The 20065-nt window shown below is 37.9% G+C and carries 24 protein-coding genes; 13 read left to right on the forward strand and 11 right to left on the reverse strand.

Annotated features, from left to right (window positions below):
• Positions 1–52: 52 nt before the first annotated feature.
• The 3 genes from MLC52_RS05005 to MLC52_RS05015 all read left to right on the forward strand — a co-directional run bounded on the left by MLC52_RS05005 (position 53) and on the right by MLC52_RS05015 (position 1485).
• Positions 53–751, forward strand: coding sequence for a c-type cytochrome (locus tag MLC52_RS05005; protein WP_434581490.1), 699 nt, complete (start codon positions 53–55; stop codon positions 749–751).
• 62 nt (positions 752–813) lie between these two features.
• Entirely contained in the window at positions 814–1188 is a 375-nt protein-coding gene (locus MLC52_RS05010; protein ID WP_151900533.1) for a NifB/NifX family molybdenum-iron cluster-binding protein, read from the forward strand.
• 9 nt (positions 1189–1197) lie between these two features.
• Complete coding sequence (locus MLC52_RS05015) at positions 1198–1485, forward strand: DUF134 domain-containing protein (RefSeq protein ID WP_434581491.1); 288 nt, start codon at positions 1198–1200, stop codon at positions 1483–1485.
• Between the two features lie 93 nt (positions 1486–1578).
• On the opposite strand, the gene MLC52_RS05020 is transcribed toward MLC52_RS05015, so the two are convergent.
• The 3 genes from MLC52_RS05020 to MLC52_RS05030 are packed head-to-tail and all read right to left on the reverse strand — an operon-like array spanning position 1579 to position 4336.
• A complete protein-coding gene (locus tag MLC52_RS05020; protein WP_346388652.1) occupies positions 1579–2820 on the reverse strand; it encodes an NnrS family protein in 1242 nt (413 codons plus the stop codon).
• Positions 2820–3566, reverse strand: coding sequence for an ABC transporter ATP-binding protein (locus tag MLC52_RS05025; RefSeq protein WP_434581492.1), 747 nt, complete (start codon positions 3564–3566; stop codon positions 2820–2822). The genes MLC52_RS05020 and MLC52_RS05025 overlap by 1 nt, the downstream gene beginning before the upstream one ends.
• Positions 3554–4336: an ABC transporter permease gene (locus MLC52_RS05030; protein WP_151900529.1), complete on the reverse strand. Its 783-nt coding sequence runs from the start codon at positions 4334–4336 to the stop codon at positions 3554–3556. Before MLC52_RS05030 ends, MLC52_RS05025 begins: the two co-directional genes overlap by 13 nt.
• 142 nt (positions 4337–4478) lie before the next feature.
• Between MLC52_RS05030 and MLC52_RS05035 the strand changes: the two genes are divergently transcribed.
• A complete protein-coding gene (locus MLC52_RS05035; protein ID WP_151900528.1) occupies positions 4479–5465 on the forward strand; it encodes an ABC transporter substrate-binding protein in 987 nt (328 codons plus the stop codon).
• Here MLC52_RS05035 and MLC52_RS05040 read toward each other — a convergent pair.
• On the reverse strand, positions 5446–5730 hold the full coding sequence (locus MLC52_RS05040; protein ID WP_346388655.1) for a hypothetical protein: 285 nt from the start codon (positions 5728–5730) through the stop codon (positions 5446–5448). The genes MLC52_RS05035 and MLC52_RS05040 overlap by 20 nt on opposite strands.
• 155 nt (positions 5731–5885) lie before the next feature.
• Between MLC52_RS05040 and MLC52_RS05045 the strand changes: the two genes are divergently transcribed.
• Entirely contained in the window at positions 5886–6050 is a 165-nt protein-coding gene (locus tag MLC52_RS05045; RefSeq protein ID WP_188109956.1) for a hypothetical protein, read from the forward strand.
• Between the two features lie 205 nt (positions 6051–6255).
• Here MLC52_RS05045 and MLC52_RS05050 read toward each other — a convergent pair whose 3' ends face one another.
• From MLC52_RS05050 to MLC52_RS05080, 7 genes are all read right to left on the reverse strand, one after another.
• On the reverse strand, positions 6256–6696 hold the full coding sequence (locus MLC52_RS05050) for a heme-binding domain-containing protein (RefSeq protein ID WP_434581493.1): 441 nt from the start codon (positions 6694–6696) through the stop codon (positions 6256–6258).
• Between the two features lie 16 nt (positions 6697–6712).
• Entirely contained in the window at positions 6713–7162 is a 450-nt protein-coding gene (locus tag MLC52_RS05055) for a hypothetical protein (RefSeq protein WP_434581494.1), read from the reverse strand.
• Positions 7162–7758 (reverse strand): hypothetical protein, encoded by a 597-nt coding sequence (locus tag MLC52_RS05060; RefSeq protein ID WP_434581495.1) that lies wholly within the window; start codon positions 7756–7758, stop codon positions 7162–7164. The genes MLC52_RS05055 and MLC52_RS05060 overlap by 1 nt, the downstream gene beginning before the upstream one ends.
• Positions 7758–8150: a c-type cytochrome gene (locus MLC52_RS05065; RefSeq protein WP_151900521.1), complete on the reverse strand. Its 393-nt coding sequence runs from the start codon at positions 8148–8150 to the stop codon at positions 7758–7760. Before MLC52_RS05065 ends, MLC52_RS05060 begins: the two co-directional genes overlap by 1 nt.
• A gap of 111 nt (positions 8151–8261) precedes the next feature.
• Positions 8262–9005: a sulfite exporter TauE/SafE family protein gene (locus MLC52_RS05070; protein WP_434581496.1), complete on the reverse strand. Its 744-nt coding sequence runs from the start codon at positions 9003–9005 to the stop codon at positions 8262–8264.
• Positions 9006–9602: a flavin reductase family protein gene (locus tag MLC52_RS05075; RefSeq protein ID WP_434581497.1), complete on the reverse strand. Its 597-nt coding sequence runs from the start codon at positions 9600–9602 to the stop codon at positions 9006–9008.
• Position 9603: 1 nt separating this feature from the next.
• A complete protein-coding gene (locus MLC52_RS05080; RefSeq protein ID WP_151900518.1) occupies positions 9604–9957 on the reverse strand; it encodes a NifU family protein in 354 nt (117 codons plus the stop codon).
• 270 nt (positions 9958–10227) lie between these two features.
• On the opposite strand from MLC52_RS05080, the gene MLC52_RS05085 reads away from it, so the two are divergent.
• The 8 genes from MLC52_RS05085 (at position 10228) to MLC52_RS05120 (ending at position 20050) form a co-directional block, all read left to right on the forward strand.
• Positions 10228–12198, forward strand: coding sequence for a thioredoxin domain-containing protein (locus tag MLC52_RS05085; RefSeq protein ID WP_434581498.1), 1971 nt, complete (start codon positions 10228–10230; stop codon positions 12196–12198).
• The gene (locus MLC52_RS05090) at positions 12199–13497 is read left to right on the forward strand and encodes an APC family permease (RefSeq protein WP_434581499.1); all 1299 of its coding nucleotides are present in this window, start codon (positions 12199–12201) and stop codon (positions 13495–13497) included. It abuts the gene before it with no gap.
• Positions 13498–13545: 48 nt separating this feature from the next.
• On the forward strand, positions 13546–14799 hold the full coding sequence (locus MLC52_RS05095) for a TolC family protein (protein ID WP_434581500.1): 1254 nt from the start codon (positions 13546–13548) through the stop codon (positions 14797–14799).
• The gene (locus tag MLC52_RS05100) at positions 14796–15938 is read left to right on the forward strand and encodes an efflux RND transporter periplasmic adaptor subunit (protein ID WP_434581501.1); all 1143 of its coding nucleotides are present in this window, start codon (positions 14796–14798) and stop codon (positions 15936–15938) included. The genes MLC52_RS05095 and MLC52_RS05100 overlap by 4 nt, the downstream gene beginning before the upstream one ends.
• Positions 15935–17080 (forward strand): ABC transporter permease, encoded by a 1146-nt coding sequence (locus MLC52_RS05105; RefSeq protein WP_434581502.1) that lies wholly within the window; start codon positions 15935–15937, stop codon positions 17078–17080. The genes MLC52_RS05100 and MLC52_RS05105 overlap by 4 nt, the downstream gene beginning before the upstream one ends.
• Before the next feature lies 1 nt (position 17081).
• The gene (locus tag MLC52_RS05110) at positions 17082–17795 is read left to right on the forward strand and encodes an ABC transporter ATP-binding protein (RefSeq protein WP_151900512.1); all 714 of its coding nucleotides are present in this window, start codon (positions 17082–17084) and stop codon (positions 17793–17795) included.
• Positions 17796–17802: 7 nt separating this feature from the next.
• On the forward strand, positions 17803–19380 hold the full coding sequence (locus tag MLC52_RS05115) for a sensor domain-containing diguanylate cyclase (protein ID WP_434581503.1): 1578 nt from the start codon (positions 17803–17805) through the stop codon (positions 19378–19380).
• A gap of 100 nt (positions 19381–19480) precedes the next feature.
• Positions 19481–20050 (forward strand): TetR/AcrR family transcriptional regulator, encoded by a 570-nt coding sequence (locus MLC52_RS05120; RefSeq protein ID WP_434581504.1) that lies wholly within the window; start codon positions 19481–19483, stop codon positions 20048–20050.
• Positions 20051–20065 lie beyond the last annotated feature (15 nt).

A 20065-nucleotide genomic window follows, 5' to 3' on the forward strand; every position in this document is an offset into this window, starting at 1 on the left:
TAATATTTACAAAAATGATATATAATACTTATGAAAATCATAAGGATAATTAATGTATAGATATATATTTTTAATTAGTATACTGTTTTTTACTGCATGTGAACCAAAATCTCATTCAAATCTTAACGGTAAACAACTTTTAGAGCAAAAATGTAGCAAGTGTCACAATACTGACCTGCCTCCAAAAACTTTTCAGGATGAAAAAGCACCGCCGATGATGGCGGTTGCATTTCATATAAAAGATTTTATAAAAGCAAGCAGTGAGAGTGACAAGATTCCAAAAGCTGTAGAATTTGTAAAAGACTATGTTGTGAATCCAAGTGCTTCAAAATCTTTTTGTGATAAAGAGAGCTTAAGAACTTATGGAGTAATGCCTTCGCAAAAAGGTAAAGTTACGCAAGATGAACTTGAAGCGATTGCTGAATATATGTTTGAACATTTTACAATAAAAAATTTGACAGCAGCACAAGATTTGCAAAACAGGTTGAATGCAATGCCAAAAGGAAAAAGAATTGCTTTAAAACATAACTGTCTGTCTTGTCATAAAATAAACAAAGATTTAGTGGGACCATCTTTTAATAAAATTGCTAAAAGATACAAGGAAAATATTACGCAGATAGCACAAAGCATTAAAAACGGTTCTGCTAAAAAGTGGAAAGGTTACAGAAATGCGATAATGCCGGTATTTGGTGAAAAGATAAGCAATGATGATATTGAAACATTAAGTAAGTGGATTGCTAATGAGACTTGACATTATGCACATATGTTCTATATAATTCTAATGTAGTATTATAATAATTATAAGGAATATTGATGAAAATAGTTTTAGCAGTAGATGAAGACAAACAAACCATAGTAAAAAGAACAGGGCAAAGTGCTTATTTTGCAATATATGATGATGACAAAATGGTTGATTTGGTGCCAAATAAGCATCACGATGGTGGACATCATGCGCACAGACACAATGAAGAACATAAGCATTCAGAAATGGAACATGAGGAGCATACAAATTCTCATAGAAAAGATGTAGAGGCTTTAAAAGATTGTGACATTATTTTAGTACAGGCTGTTGGTGAAAATATGAAAGAAGCTTTAGAATCTATAGGTTTAAAAGTAAAAAAAATTAGACAAAAACATGGTACAACTGCTGATGAAGTTGTTAAAAACTTTTTAAGTGGTGTTATCTAAGGCAGAAGAATGGTTGGAAGAAGAAGAAAACTACGAAATATCGGGGCAGATCACAGTGATGTTTGTTTTAAGCCTTGTGGTATTCGTGGTATTGATTTGGAATATATTGAACTCTACGAAGATGAAATGGAGGCTATTCGTTTGTCTGATTATGAGGGACTTTACCAACAGGAATGTGCAGATACAATGGGCATCTCTCGTACAACATTTTCACGACTTGTAGAGTCGGCAAGAAAAAAAATAGCAGATGCTTTGATACACAAAAAAGCATTAAACATAAAAACAGATAAAAAGTAAGGAAAAAAATAAAAAGAACAATACAAAAAACTGCTGAATTTAACTCCGCCGATGACATAGGTTACGGACTTGACATAAAACCGTCAAATCCTTTTAGCCTTTGATTCCATCGGCTCTTGGATTGAGCAAAAAACCGAAAAATACTTTGATATAAAGCATAAACGGAACACTCCAAAGAAGAGCAGACCATAAATAGAGTTGCATTGCGTCTGCTTCGTAAAAAGGTATAAGTGAACGCATCAATGTAGCAATAATGATGAAAAATACCATTAAATGGGTATAAATGTTTGAAGTCAAATGCCTTCCCGTGTGAATCCATCCTATGGTTATCATGACCATTAAATAGGCAAGTCCAAGCCCACCGGCTGTTATAAAATGCCTAAAACTCGAGATACCAACTCCGTCATTAAACAAAATACTCCATCCCATAAAAGCATATCCTAAAGCAAGCATAAGAAAAATCAAAAACAGATAAATAACATAAGGCTGATTGAGTATAAACTTCTCTTTGAGATGATAATCACTCGTAATCGCCAAAACAGCAGCACCGGCAGCCAATCCTATCCATCCAAGTGCAGAGTTTGCAGGGTATAAAAATTCAACAATACTAAAGAGCGTGACACAAAATATAGCCAAGTTTGTAAGTGGCGGTCGTGATATATAAATATCATCAATTGCTTTGTCTTCCATCAGTTCATTGACTGCTTCCATGTTTACACGACGCATTGCAAGTAAAACAAGTACAACAATCGCACCAAGGGAAAGCTTTAAAATTTTCATCGGGTCACTTTGCACTAATTCTGCCATTGTTAGAAAAAACCAACTCTCAAGACCAAAAATAACAAGTAAAATGTAGCCCAAAGAGGCATGTCGTTGGAGCTTATCTAAAACAACATCTTTTGCAAACCAGATAAGCCAGGCAAGCATGGCAAGATTTAAAAATCCAGCAAGATAGACGCCTGTAACATCTATAAACCAAAAGCTCACGCGACCGGCTATCCATAAAAGCATAATATATTTGAGCCGTTTGCCGACAAAAGGTACCATTCCGGGGAAAAGTTCCGGCAAACCGGTTGTTAAAAACGCCATGACTCCGGCAGTAAGTACTCCAAAAAGCATCTCGTAGACATGCCAAACAAGAACATTGTCCATAAACGGGATACTCAAATACCCACTCCAAACCAACCCCCACAATATCATCGAAAGTATAAAATAGGGAGCCAAAAGTAAAAAGACAGGGCGAAATCCATAGGCTAAATAGGACGGAATATTCTCTTCATCAGGATAATAGAGGTAGTGGTTTGTAGCGTGTAATTTTTCTTCTTTATGTTGCATTATTTTAACTCCAAAGAATTTAGTTCAAATGTTTCTATGATATCTTTGTCTTGCAGTATTTTTACACTCTGCTCATATACAAAGGCATCATCTCTTTTATCTTGAGGAAGTTCAAAGCTGAATTTTTTGACTATATGTCCAGGATCGGCTTTGAGTAAAAGTATCTCATCACTCAGACGAATAGCTTCCATCATATCATGCGTTATAAAAAGTATAGAGATATTTTCTTTTTGACTTATTTCTATAAGATGTGTTTGCAACTCTTTTTTCAGACCTATATCCAATGCTGAAAAGGGCTCATCCAAAAACAGAAGAGAGGGTTTGACAACCAAAGCACGGGCAAAACTGACGCGTTGTTTCATTCCGCCGCTTAAATCTTTTGGAAATTTTTCAAAATCTTCTTCTTCGAGTCCAAATTTCAGTGCAATTGCCCTGGATTTTTCTATTGCGGTACTTTTTTTCTCACCACGGGCAAGGAGTCCAATGGCAATATTGTCAAGTACATTTTTCCAAGGAAGCAGTCTTCCTTCCTGAAATGCAAAGGAAGTACTTGTGAATGTATTGACAACACTCCCTTCCTGCACATCCAAAAGTCCGGAGCATAAATGCAGAAGTGTAGTTTTTCCACCTCCGCTTGGCCCTACTATTGAGAGTATCTCCCCTTTATTGAGTGTAAAATTTATATCTCTTAAAATCTCTGTAAATCCGAAATGATGTGTTAAGTGTTTTACTTCTAGCTTCTCCATAACTCTACCTCTCTTTTTATCGGTTCTAAAATGATATACTCTATAAACATCAGCGAACCTATCATTATGGTTACAAGTGCCAATGCCGTTGGAGTGTCCAACTGGCTTCTGGCCACTGCCAAGGAAGCACCAAGCCCATCGCTTGTAGCTAAAAGTTCCGCCATGATGACAATTTTCCAGGCCATACCAAGTCCGCTTACCCAGGCAGGAAAAATGTAGGAAAAAATATGAGGAAAATAGACATCTGTAAACTTCATGTGCCATGGCAGATGAAAACTCTCAGCCATCTCTTTTAAAGTACCGTCAAGTGTTCTTGTACCTTGCAGGGCACCTACAAATATAATGGGAAAAGAAGCAACTATGATGGTAAAAATAACTGTTTCATCTCCCATTCCAAACCAAATCATCGCCAAAACTATCCAGGCAATTGGAGGCATGCCTACAAGTATGGTGACAACCGGACGACTCATCATAGACGCCGTTGCAAAGAAGCCGGCGATGAGTCCCAAGACAGAGCCAAACAACAAAGAGAGCCCAAAGCCAACAGAAGCGCGGTAGAGGGTAATGTCAATCTGCTCCCATACCTCTTTGTCATGCAACATGGTATAAAGTGTCTTAAATGTTTCAAGAGGTGATGGCAACACTAAGTTGCCATATACCTGATTGCCAACATCCCACAAAGCTATAAAGAGCAGAATGGAAGCAACAGCTCCCCATCCGCTCCATAAGTAAGCCGGAAAATCTTTCAGTATTTTAAGTAAGAATTTCAAACAAGACTCCTTTAAATGATAATTAATATTAAAGTGTATGATAATTAAGCTTAAAGTAAGTATAATGAAAGTAATTATCAAATTCAGTTGTGGTTAAAGTCTTTTTTGATAAAATCTATAAACCAGTTAAGGAGATTTTATTATGATTAAAAAAATATTACTGACAGTTTCTCTCGTACTTTTTCTACAGGCAAACGGGATAAAAAAAGTAGATACTTTGGTTTTAAGCGGTCCTATGGCATCTGTAAGCCACCCGCTTTTAAGGATGATTGAAACAGGTGCATTAAACGATGTGGCAACAAATGTCAAATTTATTATGTGGAAATCGCCCGATGAACTGCGTGCTCTCACACTTCGCGGCAGTGCTGACTTTATAGCAATTCCTACCAATGTAGCAGCAAACCTTTATAACAAAGGTGTAGATATAAAACTTCTCAATGTCTCTGTGTGGGGTATTTTGGGAATGATAACAAGAGATAAAACCAAAAAGACTCTTGCAGATTTCAAAGGGTGTGAGATAGCAATGCCTTTTCGTGCCGATATGCCTGACATTGTCTTTGAAGAGATTGTAAAAAGAGAGGGGCTTGATCCGAAAAAAGACTTTACACTTCGCTATGTAAACTCACCGATAGATGCTATGCAGATGCTTATAATGCGCAGAGTCGATCATGCACTCTTGGCTGAACCTGCCATCTCTATGGCACTGAGAAAAACAAACTCTTTTCCGTTGAAACTTATAGCGCCTGACCTTTACAGAAGTGCAGATTTACAAAAAGAGTGGGGAAAAGTTTTTCATATTGAAGCCAAAATTCCACAGGCCGGCATGGCGGTTATTGGCAAAAAAGATCCATATCTCATCAAACGTTTCAATGAGGAGTATGCAAAAGCGCTTCAATGGTATAAAACACATCCAAAAGAAGCTGGAGAGTTGGTTCATAAATATATTCCAATGCTGGTGCCTGAAGCTGTAGCAGACAGTCTGGACTATGTTCAATTGAATGATGTTAATGCAAAAGATGCACAAAAAGACTTGGAATTTTTCTTTGAAATTTTGAAAAACAACAATCCTAAAACTATTGGTGGTCAATTACCACAGAATGGTTTTTATTTTAGTCCGAAGAGTGAGTAGATAAATCTAATTTTTTTGTTTTTGCAAACCCTGCACCTTTTTTTGTTTTTGCTTTAAGCTCAAGAGCCGTGATAAGTTCTTTGTAATCTATACGGTTCTGATGCATTGTTGCAAAACATTGCGCTACTACTGCTATTGCATTAGGCACTTCACCTTTTTTTTTATATGCCTGTATATTTTTTTCACTGACTTTTATAAGCTTTGAAAATTTTGGAAGGCTGATCTCCGCATCTAAAAGTAGTTTTTTAAATTCTATAAATGTCATGTGGAAGTATAGTCTTTTATAGCTTAACTCTATATTTTATTGACATGTAGTCTGAAATCATATATAATAGCTATAATTTATTACTAATAGTAATGAAAAACTGCATAAAGGGTCAAACAATGGCAAAAGATACAAAAAAAGAGTTAGAGAAAAAGTTGGCAAAAAAAGCTGAAAAAAAAGCTGAAAAGAAAAAGGCAAAGAAAAAAGCCGAAAAAAAGAAAGCTGTGAAAAAAGATACAAAGAAAAAGAGCAAGAAAAAAGCTGATAAAAAGAAAGCTAAATCCAAAGCAAAGAAAAAAGCTCAAAAAAAGAAAAAATAGTTTTCTTATCTAACGAAAGAAACTACTTTCAGTTTCTTTCGTAAATCTTTCCAACTCTTTTTTTAAATTATCCACCTGTATAACCATCAACAATCATATGAATACTTACTTTGTGTATATTGTTGCAAGTCCATAGCAGAAGCATCTACACTATCCACGCTGATAACTTTATCATACGTTTGTTAGCGTAATGTTAAGAGGGCAATTACTCTTCATCTTCATCTTTTTCATTTCCAAAAGTATTTTTAAGTCCTGCAATAAGTGCTTGTTTTTCCTCTTTTGTAAGTCTTGCCTCTGGATGTGCTATTAGATAAGATGCTAAAGGCATTTCTCCCTCTTCAACTTCTTCGGCCGCTTCATCACCTTTGTTCTTTTTCTGAACACCCCACATGGAAACATTGAAATGTTCACGACCTTCATCAACATGGTGATAGATACTCCATGAAAGCGGTGCTATATTACTGTACCAAGGCCATTTTGTTTCATTGGAATGACAATCTGCACAGGCTCTTTGAAAAAGATCCTGTGTCTCTTGAGTGTCCCATTGCACTTGAGCAACTACAGGCGGATTTGTGTGATCTCTTCCGTACGGTATAAATTGTATTGCAATAAATAATTCAAATCCGATTAATAAGATTTTTTTCATTTGTTATATTTTTATACTATTTTTGCAAAAGAGTTTTTAACTGTTTGGGGGTTAAAATCTTTTTTGTCTCATAGATGCACTTAAGGTGTGTCATTGTTGCCTGAGCTTTGTATCTGGCTACTTCATCAACAAGTTTTTTCATTTTTTGCGGTGAAGCCCCCTGTTGTGATAGTTGGACAATTGTTTGCTCTAATGGCATAATCTTCTGTTTAAGATTCATAACACTGCGCAAGGTTTCTTTGCGTACCTGTAAAAGCTCTTTTTTTTGTTTTTTGGTTAAGGCAAGCTTTTCTGAATTCCACATTTTTTTGACCAACATTGTTAAATGCGGTAAACCAGGGTTTTGAATCAGGAACGGTTTGCTGGCTTTTTTCACAGGAGCCGCTTCAAGTTGAGAAGCAGGTGCAAAACTGACAAGTAAGCCTAAAAGTGCAGCGCTGAGTATATATTTTGATTTTGTAAACATTAGATATCCTTTTTTGTAATTGTAATCACTTCGTCTTTATGTTCAAAAACAGTTTTCACCATCTCTTGAAAACGCTGAGGAAAGCTTTTTATATCTTCTTTTTTTGCATTAGGCATTATAGCACTTTTGAGTATTGCCATAGGATTGACAACTTTTTGAGGTGTGTAGGTTACATATACTTTTTCATTTGTGTCTAGTCGGGTAAAACAGACATCAGCATCCATCGCTACACCATAAAAAAGTGTGCCTCTTCGATTGTATTTTCCTGTTGGAATGCCACCAAAACCATAGTCTGTAGTTGCTCCTGTAATGTTTGAAAGTACGCATCCGACAGCACCGGTATTTTCAACAGTCGGCTCTTTTGCAAGTTCTACTTTTATGTAGCCTCTTTGTGGCAACTCAGCGCCATAGAGTGATTTTAAGCCCTCAAGTGCCATGAGATAAGCCCCTGCAACAGTTGCACAACTATGTCCTGCACTTTTGACAATGTCGGCGTAGGAAAAATCAAGTATGCCGTCATTTACACCTAAAAACCGGCTCAAGTCATCATACAAAACTATTTTGTCAATAGTATCAAAAAATTGAGGATATTGCATTACATACCCCCTCCCATTCCCATCCCTTGTCCACGACCCATACCGCCACCTTTGCCCATCATCCCTTTTGCTTGAGAAGATTGTGCCAAGATGTAATCAGCTACGGTACTTAACTGCTCTTGTGTCAGATTTGCAAACGAGGGCATAGCAGTATCAGAAAATCTTGGATATTTCCCTTGAGAGCCGTTTTTGATACTTGCCATAATCACTTCTTTCGCATTTTCGCCTTCAAAACGTTTGTTTCGCATTCCTATTCCTGCAAATGCGGGAGCCGCTTTTTTGCTTGCAACTGCGTGACAAGAGAGACAGCCATTGTCTTGAATAATCTCCTGCGCACTTTGTGCAAAAAGACTCCCTGTTAGGAACAGTGTCGGTATAAGTAATCTTTTCATAATATAAACTCCGTATGTAAAATTTTACTGTTAGTATAAAACGTTTGTGTTAGGGGAATGTTAAGGAGGAGGGCTGACAAAAGTGAAAGCAGAGATATTTATTGTCATTATTTATAGGGTTACTGTAAAATGCCAAAGCATTTTAAATGCCAGGAGATACAAAAGTCCTGCCATAATTTTTTTAATGTGAGACTGCTCGAGTTTAAAGTGCATAAGATAGTTTCCAATGTAGCCACCGATGACGGCACACAGAGCAACTAGCGTCAAAAGAATCCAGTCCAAAGGTACATAACTGGCATAGGTAAAAAAGGAACCGAGTGCCGAAAAAGGCACTACAAAACTTACCGCAACGGCTACTTTTTTGGGAGCAAATCCAAGAAGAGTTAAAAGCGGAATGAGGATATTGCCTCCGCCTACACCTAAAAGTCCGGCAATAAACCCAATCACAGCACCGACAAGCAAAAGTGTGAGTTTTGAGTGGGCGGAAAAAAGAGCTTTTTTCTTGCCAAACATCATCATGCTTGCAGAGTAAAAAAGCAAGAGCATAAAGAAAAATTTGACTATGTTTTCATTGATAAAACTGCTGGAATATGCGCCAAGAGGTGCAAAAAGGAGCATTGTCACAGCAATAGGCAAGACAAAGGCATACTCAACAGCTTTGCGTTTGATATTCATAATGCTTGCTGTCACAGTGGTAGATGCTCCTGCAAAAAGTCCGACCGCTTTAGCCACAGTAAAATCAAGTCCTAAAAAATGTAAAATCGGAATAAGCGCTATACCCGAACCCGCTCCGCCCATAGAAAAGACTGTAGCGAGTATAAGGGTGATAGAACCAAAGAGAATATAGTCATGCATTTATGGTATTTTTGGAGGATTGATTCTTTTGCCGAGCAGGGCGTAGCTTTTGCCGACACGGGCGAGCGGTTCATAATCAAGCGTGAGTTTCTCTTTGTCTGTAATGATTTCATCATCAATATATTGGGACTTTATCTCTACGACAAGCGGGATGGTTTTTGAGCCTTTGAGGTCTATCTCCTGGTAGAGTTCACAAAAAAAGGCACTCGGTACATCAGTCACTATTGGTGGGAAGTCTTTGATTATGCTTTTTGTCTCAATGCCAAAAATTTCTGCTTCACTTTGCGTGTTATCAAGTTCTTTGGAGCTAAAATGCATCTGTTGTAAATGTGCCTCATCTACCATGCATATTGTGCATTTTTTGTGTTCACGCAGATTTTTAAGCGTGTCTTTTTGGCTGCCGTCATTTTTATGCCCTATACTGACTATCATTGTAGGAGGTTCAGAGCTGAGCCCCATGAAATAGCTAAAAGGAGCAATGTTAAGAGTGCCTTTTGCATCTTGCGTACAAATCCAGGCAATTGGCCTTGGGATGATGGTCTGCGCCATAAGCTGATAGCGTTGTGTAAGTGCTTTGTCTGCATAATCCACCACCATTTTAGAGACCTACCATATGTTTTACATTATCCAAAAAGCCGTGTTTTTCAACTGTTGGCTCTTCTTTTTTTGGACCGGTGTAGGCATCTTTTGGCATTTCGTTTTCAGGAGTTCCGTCTACATTGACAACCTGCAGTTCGGGATGAATCAGTTCACGCAACTTTTTTTGTACGACCATTTTTGTTGTCATCAGACTCATAGAACAGCCTCCGCAAGCTCCTGTCAGTTTGATGTAGACAACACCGTCTTTTGTGCCGAGAAGTTCTATACCGCCACCGTGTGAATTGACATATTCGCTTACTTTTGGCAGGTAGTTTTGTACTGCATTATAAATATCTTCATCTAAAAACTGCATGATAAAACCTTTTTGAGTATTTTTATAATTATAGTTGCTTATAATTAAAATTATCTTAGTTTATATAATTATATATCTGTAAATAATTTCAAATTTAGCAAAGACGCACAGTCGGCACTAAAGTACCGATTCCGATGAATAGACTTTTCGGAACCCGTACTTCAGTGCGGGCTGTATGTCTTTAAAAACTCAGTTTACAGAAAAAAATTTAGTTTTTCTCACAAGTCACGCTAAAAGCATTTTATTTCCAACATTATTGTACAATAAAATATGAAAATATTATTTCTTTTGTTTCTGAGTGTTGCTTCACTGTTATGCGCAAAAAATGATTTACAATACGAAACATCGCCCTATTTAAAACAGCATGAGAACAATCCGGTGCACTGGCATGCCTGGAAGAAAAAAACATTTTTGCAGGCACAAAAAGAAGACAAACCTATATTTCTCTCTATTGGCTATTCCACCTGTCACTGGTGTCATGTGATGGCGAGAGAATCCTTTGAAAATAAAAAAATCGCACAGCTTTTGAACAAATATTTCATAGCGGTAAAAGTTGATCGTGAAGAGATGCCGCAGGTTGATGCTTTGTACCAAAATATTTTTGCGCATGTGCATAAACGGACCGGCGGTTGGCCTCTGAGTGTTTTTATGACACCGCAAAGAGAGGTTTTTTATATAACAGGATATATTCCTCCAAAAAAAGAGTTTTATTCTGAAGGATTTTCGGATTTAATACGAAAGTTGTCAAAATTATATACCGACAAAAAAACGCTCCGACAAGAAACAGACAGGATTCAAAAGGCAGTGGCAAGCAGAGTAAAACTCTCAGATACAGAAGACAAAAATGTTTCCCTGACTACACTCAAAAATTCTCTCAAAAAATCTTTTGATACACTTTATACCGGTTTTGGCACAGGCAGAAAGTTTCCCGAGGCCTCCAAACTTGCTTTGATGATGGATATAGCGGATATAACGGCAGACAAAACATTGAAAAAATACTCTTTTGCAATGCTTGACACTATGGCACTGCGGGGTTTGTATGACCATGTAGGCGGCGGATTTTTCAGATACAGTGTGGATGCAAACTGGGAGATTCCTCATTTTGAGAAGATGCTCTATACGCAGGCGGAGCTTATTGGTCTGTATGTCCGAGCTTATAAAAAAAGTCATAAAAAGCTTTATGCAAGCGTGGTGCAAGAGACGATAGTGATGGTACAAAAACGTTTTTTGCATCATAATCTTTACTGGAGTGCAAGCAGTGCAGAGAGCCAGGGCAAAGAGGGGGCATACTTCACATTCAGCCCAGATGAAATAGACAGGGCGCTCAAAAATAATCCTTATGCCAATGCAATACAGGATGCTCTGGGATTTAGCACAGAGGGAAACTTCAACAACCGCGTACATATAAATTTTGATACAGACAAAAGGCCTCCCGGTTTTGCATCCTTTAAGGAGATACTGTACCATGTAAGAGCAAAGAAAAAATACCCTTTTATAGATACAAAAATAAACACGGCCTGGAACGCTATGATGATAGAAGCACTGTACAAAGCCTCTGCTCTTGACAAAAGATACGCAGACACAGCAGAAAAAAATTTAAAAGCTTTGCAACATCTGATGTTTGTGCGAGGGGAGTTGTATCATCAGACCATAGAGGGAGCTGTGCCCAGACAAAAAGCTTTGCTGGAAGATTACAGTTTTTTGATTGGAGCGCTTATCAGCGGGTATGAAGTTGATTACGATACTGCCAAACTTGATTTTGCCGAGTATTTGGCAGCACAGGCAAAGTACAGGTTTTACAAAAACGGTATATGGTATCTCTCAAGTGACGCTTTACATGTAAAGGCCGGTATAAATGACAAATATTATACATCACCGCTTTCAAAGATGCTGCAAAACATAATCAAACTGGCATCGCTCAAAGCCTCTTTTCAATATGAAAAACTGTTTCAAAGCAGTATGGAAAAACTCAAAGAAGAGCTTATAAGAGAAGAGTCAAATGCACCGGCACTGGCACAGGCGTATTTAATGCAGAAGCTGGGTGTTGTCGTCGTGAAAAGTACAAAAGGAAATTTGCTCAAAAATGCTAAAATACTGCAAACGGTACAATATCCTTATCTGCTGCGTGAAGCAAAAGAGTATAATGATTTTTTGGCATGTACCCTGAGAAGATGTTTTGTAAAAGATAAAAATATCAGCAGGATAATAAAAACAATAAACAGAGATTTCATAAGGAGATAAATGAGAAGTATAGGACTTTTAGGCGCGATTTCAATCGGTATAGGCGGTATGGTAGGCGGCGGTATATTCGCTGTTTTGGGAGAAGCGGTCTCTTTGGCACACGGGGCAACGGCAGTTGCCTTTGCCATAGCCGGTGTTGTAGCAATATTGACGGCATATTCGTATGCGAAACTTTCTGTAACATATCAAAGTGAGGGCGGAACGGTTACTTTCATAGACAAAGCCTTTGGCGACAATATCCTCTCGGGGAGTGTCAATTTGATGCTGTGGCTGAGTTATTTGGTGACAATATCTTTATATGCCACAGCTTTTGCCTCTTACGGCGAAACGTTTTTTACACATAAGTCGCAATGGCTTCATCACGGGCTTATTATTGTTTCTATCATCATCCCGGCAGTTATCAACCTGGTCAGTGCTTCGTTTGTTGGCAAGAGTGAGACTGTTATCGTTGTTATTAAAGTTGCCTTGCTGGTTTTAGTTATTGCGGCAGGTTCTTTTTATGTAGATACAGAGCGTATGTCTCCTGTGCACTGGGGTTCTGCTCTTTCCATCGTGACAGCAGGTATGATCATTTTCGTTGCGTATGAGGGGTTCGAGCTTATAGCAAATTCTGCCCAGGATATCAAAAATCCGAATAAGAATCTGCCTCGGGCCTTTTATGCGTCTGTTATTATCGTGATAGCCTTGTATATTTTGATTGCGGTCATCACAGTAGGGAATGTTCCGGAAAATATTTTGATGCAGGCAAAAGATTATGCCCTGGCAGAAGCGGCAAAACCCTCTTTGGGGCAGATGGGCTTTACCCTTGTGGCATTTGCAGCACTGTTGTCAACATTTTCTGCAATCAATGCTACAATTTACGGCAATGCAAGACTCGGATACATAATAGCAAAAGACGGCAAGCTACCAAGAGCTTTAATGGATGAGGGCAAAAAATCGGGTGTCCCGTTTAAAGGTGTTTTGTATACCACTCTTTTGAGTCTGGTTTTGGCAAACAGCATTGATCTGACAGAAATTGCCATTATAGGCAGTGCAGGGTTTTTGTTGATATTTTTGCTTGTCAATATCAGTGCATTTAAGCTCTCTCAAGAGATCAAGGCAAACCGTTTTGTTTTGCTGACATCATCTGTATTGAGTTTTTTGGCGCTTTGCACCCTGCTTTTTCATACATACACATCAAACCCGAGAGCAGTTGTTATTTTTATGGGCTTTATCATTATTTCCGGTCTCTTTGAACTGATCTACGGACGATATGTCAGAGGCCACTTTTTTAACAGGAAGTATAAAATCATTCAATAAAAAAGCGCTCTTAACATTGTGCTAACACGAAAAAGCTATACTTTGTGTATGAAAAAGTTAGCATATATAAATTTATTGTTCCTGGTACTCTCTTTGCAGGGAAAAACACTTACTTTACAAGAAAGTATAGACAAAACACTGCAAAACCATCCTGATGCAAAATCTTTTGCGTTGAAAATAAAACAGTCGCATACAGGGTATACATCTGCACGTGCAGAATACCTGCCCCAGGTGAATCTGTCTGCGCAATACAACCCGACACAGACCTATATTTTCCCTGTCAACGGACAGTTTAATACAATTAATGATACAGGATGGAATATAGGAGTAAATGTCAAACAGAAAATTTGGGATTTTTCCAAAACAAGTTTGCAGATAGATGCAAGCAGACTTGATGAAGATATCTCGAAACTTTCTTTGAAAGATTTTCAGGCATTGCTTGCTTCAAAAGTAAAATCTTTGTATGAATTGATGGTTGTCCAAAAAAAAGCGATTGCTGTACGAGAAGCGGACTTACATGTAAAAGAGGCCTATTATGCCCAGGCAAAAGCACTTTTGCAGCAGGGACTCAAGACCGAAGCAGATACAAGCCGTTTTTTGTCAGCGGTATATGCGGCAAAAGACAATCTGGCCATTGCAAAATCTCTTTATGCAAAAGCAAAAAATTCTTTGTCTCTTTACATGGGAGAGACAATAGAGGAGAATGTCGATTTGGAAGCTGATGTTTTAAAAAAAGAGTTTGACAGTACTCAAAATACTGTACAAGAGATACTTGAGAGAAATACCGAATTGAAGATCTATGATGAAACCATAGAGAAAAATGCTTTGTTGCATAAATCTGCAAGAGCCTCCCATTATGGTTCGCTTGATGCCGTCGCTTCGTATAATCGTGTCAGCTCTTTAAATCTGTATAATACACAGCTTGTCGGTGTTGTGCTGAACATTCCTTTGTATGCCGGAGGAAAACTGACAGCACAGACACAAAATGCGAAAATAGGACTGCAGGTCGCCAAAGAGCAAAAAGCTTCAAAAATACTCGCTTTAAAAGAAGAAATAAGCAATCTTGTTTTGGATATACACAGATATGATGAGACCATAGCAGCAAAAAAAGCACAGCTGGATTCGGCAAAAAAGACAAAAAGAGTGCTTGACGGAAGATACAAAGAGGGACTCTCTACCTATATAGAAGTTTTGGATGCGAGTTCTCTGGTATTAGAGGCAGAACTCGGACTGCTTGAGGCCTATTACTCAAAAACGCTGAGTATAGACAGAATTGATTATTTACAAGGAAAAATAAAATGAGTACAAAAATGAAATATATAATTTTTACTGTTTTGGGTGTGGTAGCCGCAATTGTATTTTATAACAAAGTTTTTATTCCAAAACATACATTTGAAACCGTGCATCCGACTCGGGGTGATTTAAACAAAGAGGTCTTTGGAATAGGAGAAGTAGGAGCAAAAAATATTTATGCCATCACCGCACAGACAGGCGGAAAAATTGTGCAGATAAATACAGATGAGGGAAAGTGGGTTGCAAAGGGTGATCTGCTTGCCGTTATAGACAGTGTAGATCTGCCCCAGTTGATTGAAGAGGCAAAAATGTCGGTATACAAAGCAAAGTCTGAACTCAAAGCAACACAAAAAGAGCTCAAATCCCTGGCTGCACAGAAAATTTTGGCAAAACTGACCTATGAACGGTATAAAAAACTAAAAGAAAAAGCTTTTGTCTCCCAATCAGAGTATGACAAAGCCAAGGCGGACCTGGACAGCATTGAGGCAAATATACAGGCAACACAGGCGCATATAAATTCTTCAAAAACAGAAGTGGTCCGTTTGCAAAAGGCTGTAGAGGCTTTACATGTAAAGCTTTCACGTTATAAAATTTATGCGCCAATTGACGGCTATGTCATTGCCAAAGAGGCTGAGGTTGCACAAAATGTTCTGCCGACACAGCCTATACTGAAAATAGTTGACCCGAAAACCGTATGGATTAAAGCCTATATAGATGAAAAGATAAGCGGAGATGTCAAAACAGGACAGCGTGCCGTTGTGACATTGCGTTCTCAAAGCAATAAGAGGCTTGAAGGGTATGTAAGCCGCATTGTCGCACAGAGTGATGCTGTTACGCAAGAAAGAGAAGTTGATGTCAGTTTTTATGCTGTGCCGACTCCCTTTTATATCAATGAACAGGCAGAGGTACTCATTACAACACAAACATTGAAAAATGTTATCAAAATACCTGCTTACTTGATTGTCTATAAAGATAAAAAGGCCGGTGTCTGGATAGAAGAAGAGGGGCATGCACACTTCTTACATGTAAATATAACGGCTATAACAGACAAAGAAGCAGCTGTGAAAAATCTGGATACGACTCTCAGACTCTTGGTCCCGGATAAAACCAAAAAATCGTTCAGTGAAGGTATGAGAATTTACAAATGATAAATCTAGCACAAAAAGAGATAGCCCATACTTTTGGAAAGTTTATCGTCACTGCGATAGGTGTAGGCATGCTGCTTGGTATCGTTTTTGTTATGATGGGTGTTTACAGAGGAATGATTATAGATGCGCAGGTACTTTTGGATGATGTGGGTGTTGACTTCTGGGTAGTACAGGAAAACACCCTTGGTCCTTTTGCCGAAGCCTCACGGATACATGAAGATTTCAAAGATACAGTAAAGGTTATTGAAGGAATAGACAAAGCCGAAGGGATTACATTTCAAAATCTGCAGCTTCCGTCAAAAAACGGCGCTGTCCGTGTCTTTGCAGTGGGATTTGATCCCTTTGGCGATATCAACCCTGTTAACCCAAAACGTTTGCTCAGCGGACGGGGGCTTCTCAGAAATCATTATGAAATGGTTGTGACGGACAAAACAGGGTTTGCACTGGGCGATACAATACACTTGGGACGGGATATTTACCATGTGGTCGGTGTAACACACGGAACCGTCTCTTCAGGCGGCGATCCTTTGGTATATATCAGTCTCAAAGATGCACAGCAGTTACAGTTTTTGTATTCCAATGCCCGTATAAGAAATGACAGAGCAAGAGGCATTTTTGGTGTGAACTCGCATATGGTCAATGCTGTCATTGCTACAAAAAAAGACGGATATGATGCAGATGCAGTTGCCAAAAATATAAGAAAATGGAAGCACAAAGCAGTATTTACCGCTGCAGAGGAAAAAACGATACTGACAAAAAACCTTATAAAGATGGCATCAAAACAGATTGGTATGTTTACTGTTATCTTGGTAATTGTTTCAACAATTATTATTGCGCTGATTATCTATACGATGACGCTGGAAAAAATGAAAGAGATAGCTATCATGAAACTTATCGGTATACCAAACAGCATGATTATCAAAATGATCGTACAGGAGACACTTATTATGGGAGTTCTGGCTTTTATATCCGGCAATATTTTTGCACATCTTATTTATACAAAATTTCCAAAACGGGTTGTACTGGAAACACCGGATGCTTTTGCTCTTTTTATTGTTGTTGTCATCGCATCCATACTGGCTTCTCTGATAGGTGTAAAAAAAGTAATTTCAGCAGACCCTGCACAGGCAATAGGCGGTTGATATGAGCAAACAGGCAATTAGAGTAGAAAATCTGGTGAAGAATTTCGGCAAGGGAGATTCTCTTGTTGAGGTCTTGGACGGTGCATCTTTCAGTGTAGACAAAGGAGAGCTTGTAGCACTTGTTGCCCCGAGCGGTGCCGGAAAAACAACACTGCTTATGATGATAGGCTGTGTGGAAGAGCCGACAGGCGGCGTCATTTGGCTGGGAGATGAAAAGGTATATGAGAACAAATGGCTGACTAATGAGACGCGAAAAATAAGACGGGAAAAAATCGGTTTTATTTTTCAGGCGCATTATCTGATTCCTTTTTTGAATATTTTGGAAAATATTACTTTGGTCCCTCAGGTAAACGGTGTTTCAGAAGAAGAGAGCAAAAAAACAGCAATGGAACTTTTGGAGTACTTTGAAATTGCGGACAAGGCCTATTCTATGCCTTCAGAACTCTCAGGCGGACAGAACCAAAGAGCAGCCATAGCACGGGCTCTGGCAAACAAACCCCAGATTATACTGGCAGATGAACCGACAGCAGCACTTGATTCCAAGCGTTCTGTTGATGTTGTAAAAATGCTCAAAAAGATAGCTATAGAACAGAATGTGGCGGTAATCATGGTGACACACGATGAAGCGATGCTGCCGCTGTGTGACAGAATCTTGAAAATAGAAAACAAAAAAGTTGTCTCTTCAAAAAGTTTCCAGGAAAATACGATACTTTGATATTTTTGTGAGATTAGATATACTTATTCAAACGAAATGGATAGGTATGGATAATAAAAAACTTATAATTACTGTATTTATTATTGTTTTATTAAATATGCTGTTTTTTTTGCAGTTTAACAGAATGCAGATGAAAAATATTTTTAGAAATGCAAATGAGATGGCATTGAGTATTGAACATGAAATGCGTATGAGTATCAATGCGGTAGAGTATTTACATGTAGCCGCAAAGCAGATTTTTAAAAATAAAGAAAATCTCAAGCCAAATGAGGCTTTACATGTAAAGTATGTTAATGAAAACGGCACCTATGCACTGGATGAAAACAAAGAAGTAAACTTATTGGGTTTTGGCAAAAAAGCACTTTCGGACAAAAGACTGCTTCAGGAGATGGAGGCGGCACTGCAACTCACTCCGTTTTTTCAACTGGTTGCTGAACAAAATAAAAATTTTGCCTGGATTTATTACTATTCCAAAAATCATTTTACGGTTCTTTACCCTTATGTTTGTTCTGCAGATTTTCAGTTTACCCCTGTGGTTGAGAAAAAACCTTTCTATCATGATGCAACTCCCCAAGCCAATCCTCAAAAAAAACTCTTTTTGACACCTTTGTATATGGATGCCATAGGCAAAGGGCTTATGGTGACTGTCGGCAAGCCTTTGTATTACAAAAATCATTTTTTGGGGACACTTGATGTGGATATAACATTGAACAATTTTGACAATCTGCTTTCACGTCTGGATTATTTTAATAATCAAAGTGTGATTTATAACAACAAGAACCAGATAGTGGCAAGCCATAATCTGATACAGGATTTCAACCGAAGCAAGATATACAAGATAGATGATTTTCTGGATTTCTCCATACAAAATATGAATGACACTTTAGAATCTCTGCAATACAAAGACTCTCAATATATTTTTGTCAAAAGACTCCCGTATGTACATCTGCACTTTGTTTATAGAGTACAGGCACACACTCTTTGGTTTAAATCTTTTTTATATACCTTTCCTATTTTTCTTTTAATGCTTTTGAGCCTTTATTTGGTTTTTTTGTATCAAAAATCAAAAATTATCAATCAGAAACTCAAAATGCAGACTATACTGGATTATATGACCGGTGCTTACAACAGAAGGTATTTTTTTGAAGTTGCCAGGGCAATTTTTTCCAAAGCGCTGCGAAAACATACCAAGCTGGCTGTAGTGATGATGGATATTGACGATTTTAAGAGTGTTAATGATACTTATGGTCACGATGCAGGTGACTTGGCTATCATAGAAGTTAAAAAGATTTTAGAAAAAAATCTGCGAAGATATGATCTGTTTGCACGGTTTGGAGGAGAAGAGTTTTGCGTTGTTCTTGATGATATTTCCAAAGAGGATGCAGAAAAACTTTTTGAAAAAATAAGAAAAGATTTTGAAAACAACATCATTACATACAACAATATGAAAATCAGATATACAGTTTCTTTTGGCATAGCATACGGGATGGCGGATTCTTTGGAAAAAATGATAAAAGTGGCAGATGAAGCACTGTACAAATCCAAGAAAAACGGAAAAAACCGGGTTACACTCTACGAAGTCTGATATATTCAGGGTACCTCCATTGCCCTTAAGAAAAAATTAACAATAATACTACTATAATAATTGAACGACAGTCGGTCAAAAATATTTTCGGAGGGTTGTGTTGGCAATTATAGTTGACAAAGAACAGAAAAAAAAAGATATTGCTCTTGGAACAAAAGCGTTAATTCTTAAAGACGGAATTAACAATATAACAATTTCTCAGATTGCAAAAGCTGCCAACATAGGCAAAGGCACTGTGTATGAATATTTCAAGAACAAAGATGAGATAGTCTTTGAACTGGTTGAGATTTTGATGCAGGAGCATAACGAGAGAAAAGAGAAACAACTCTCACTACATGTAAGCACACGGGAAAAAGTCAAAAGTTTCTTTAGCTTTTTTTATGCCGATGAAGATCAGGAACTGCGTGAAATATACAAGCAGTTTACTGCCATTGCTCTGAGCAGTACAAATGAAGAGATGGTGGCTTTTCAAACAGAATGCTATACGCTTTATGAAAAATGGATGGAAAATATCATAGAAGAGGGTATAGAAAAAAACGAGTTAAAGAGTGAAGCAAAAGAGTTGGTTATGGGTATTTTTGCTTTTGCTCAGGGTACTTTTATTATGAGTGTTACCACAAGTGCCATAGAAGATTTAAAACAAAAAATAGATACGCAAATAGATATTTGATTTAATGGAGAAATG

Source organism: Sulfurimonas sp. NW15 (assembly GCF_051132285.1).
GTDB classification, from domain to species: Bacteria; Campylobacterota; Campylobacteria; order Campylobacterales; family Sulfurimonadaceae; genus Sulfurimonas; species Sulfurimonas hydrogeniphila.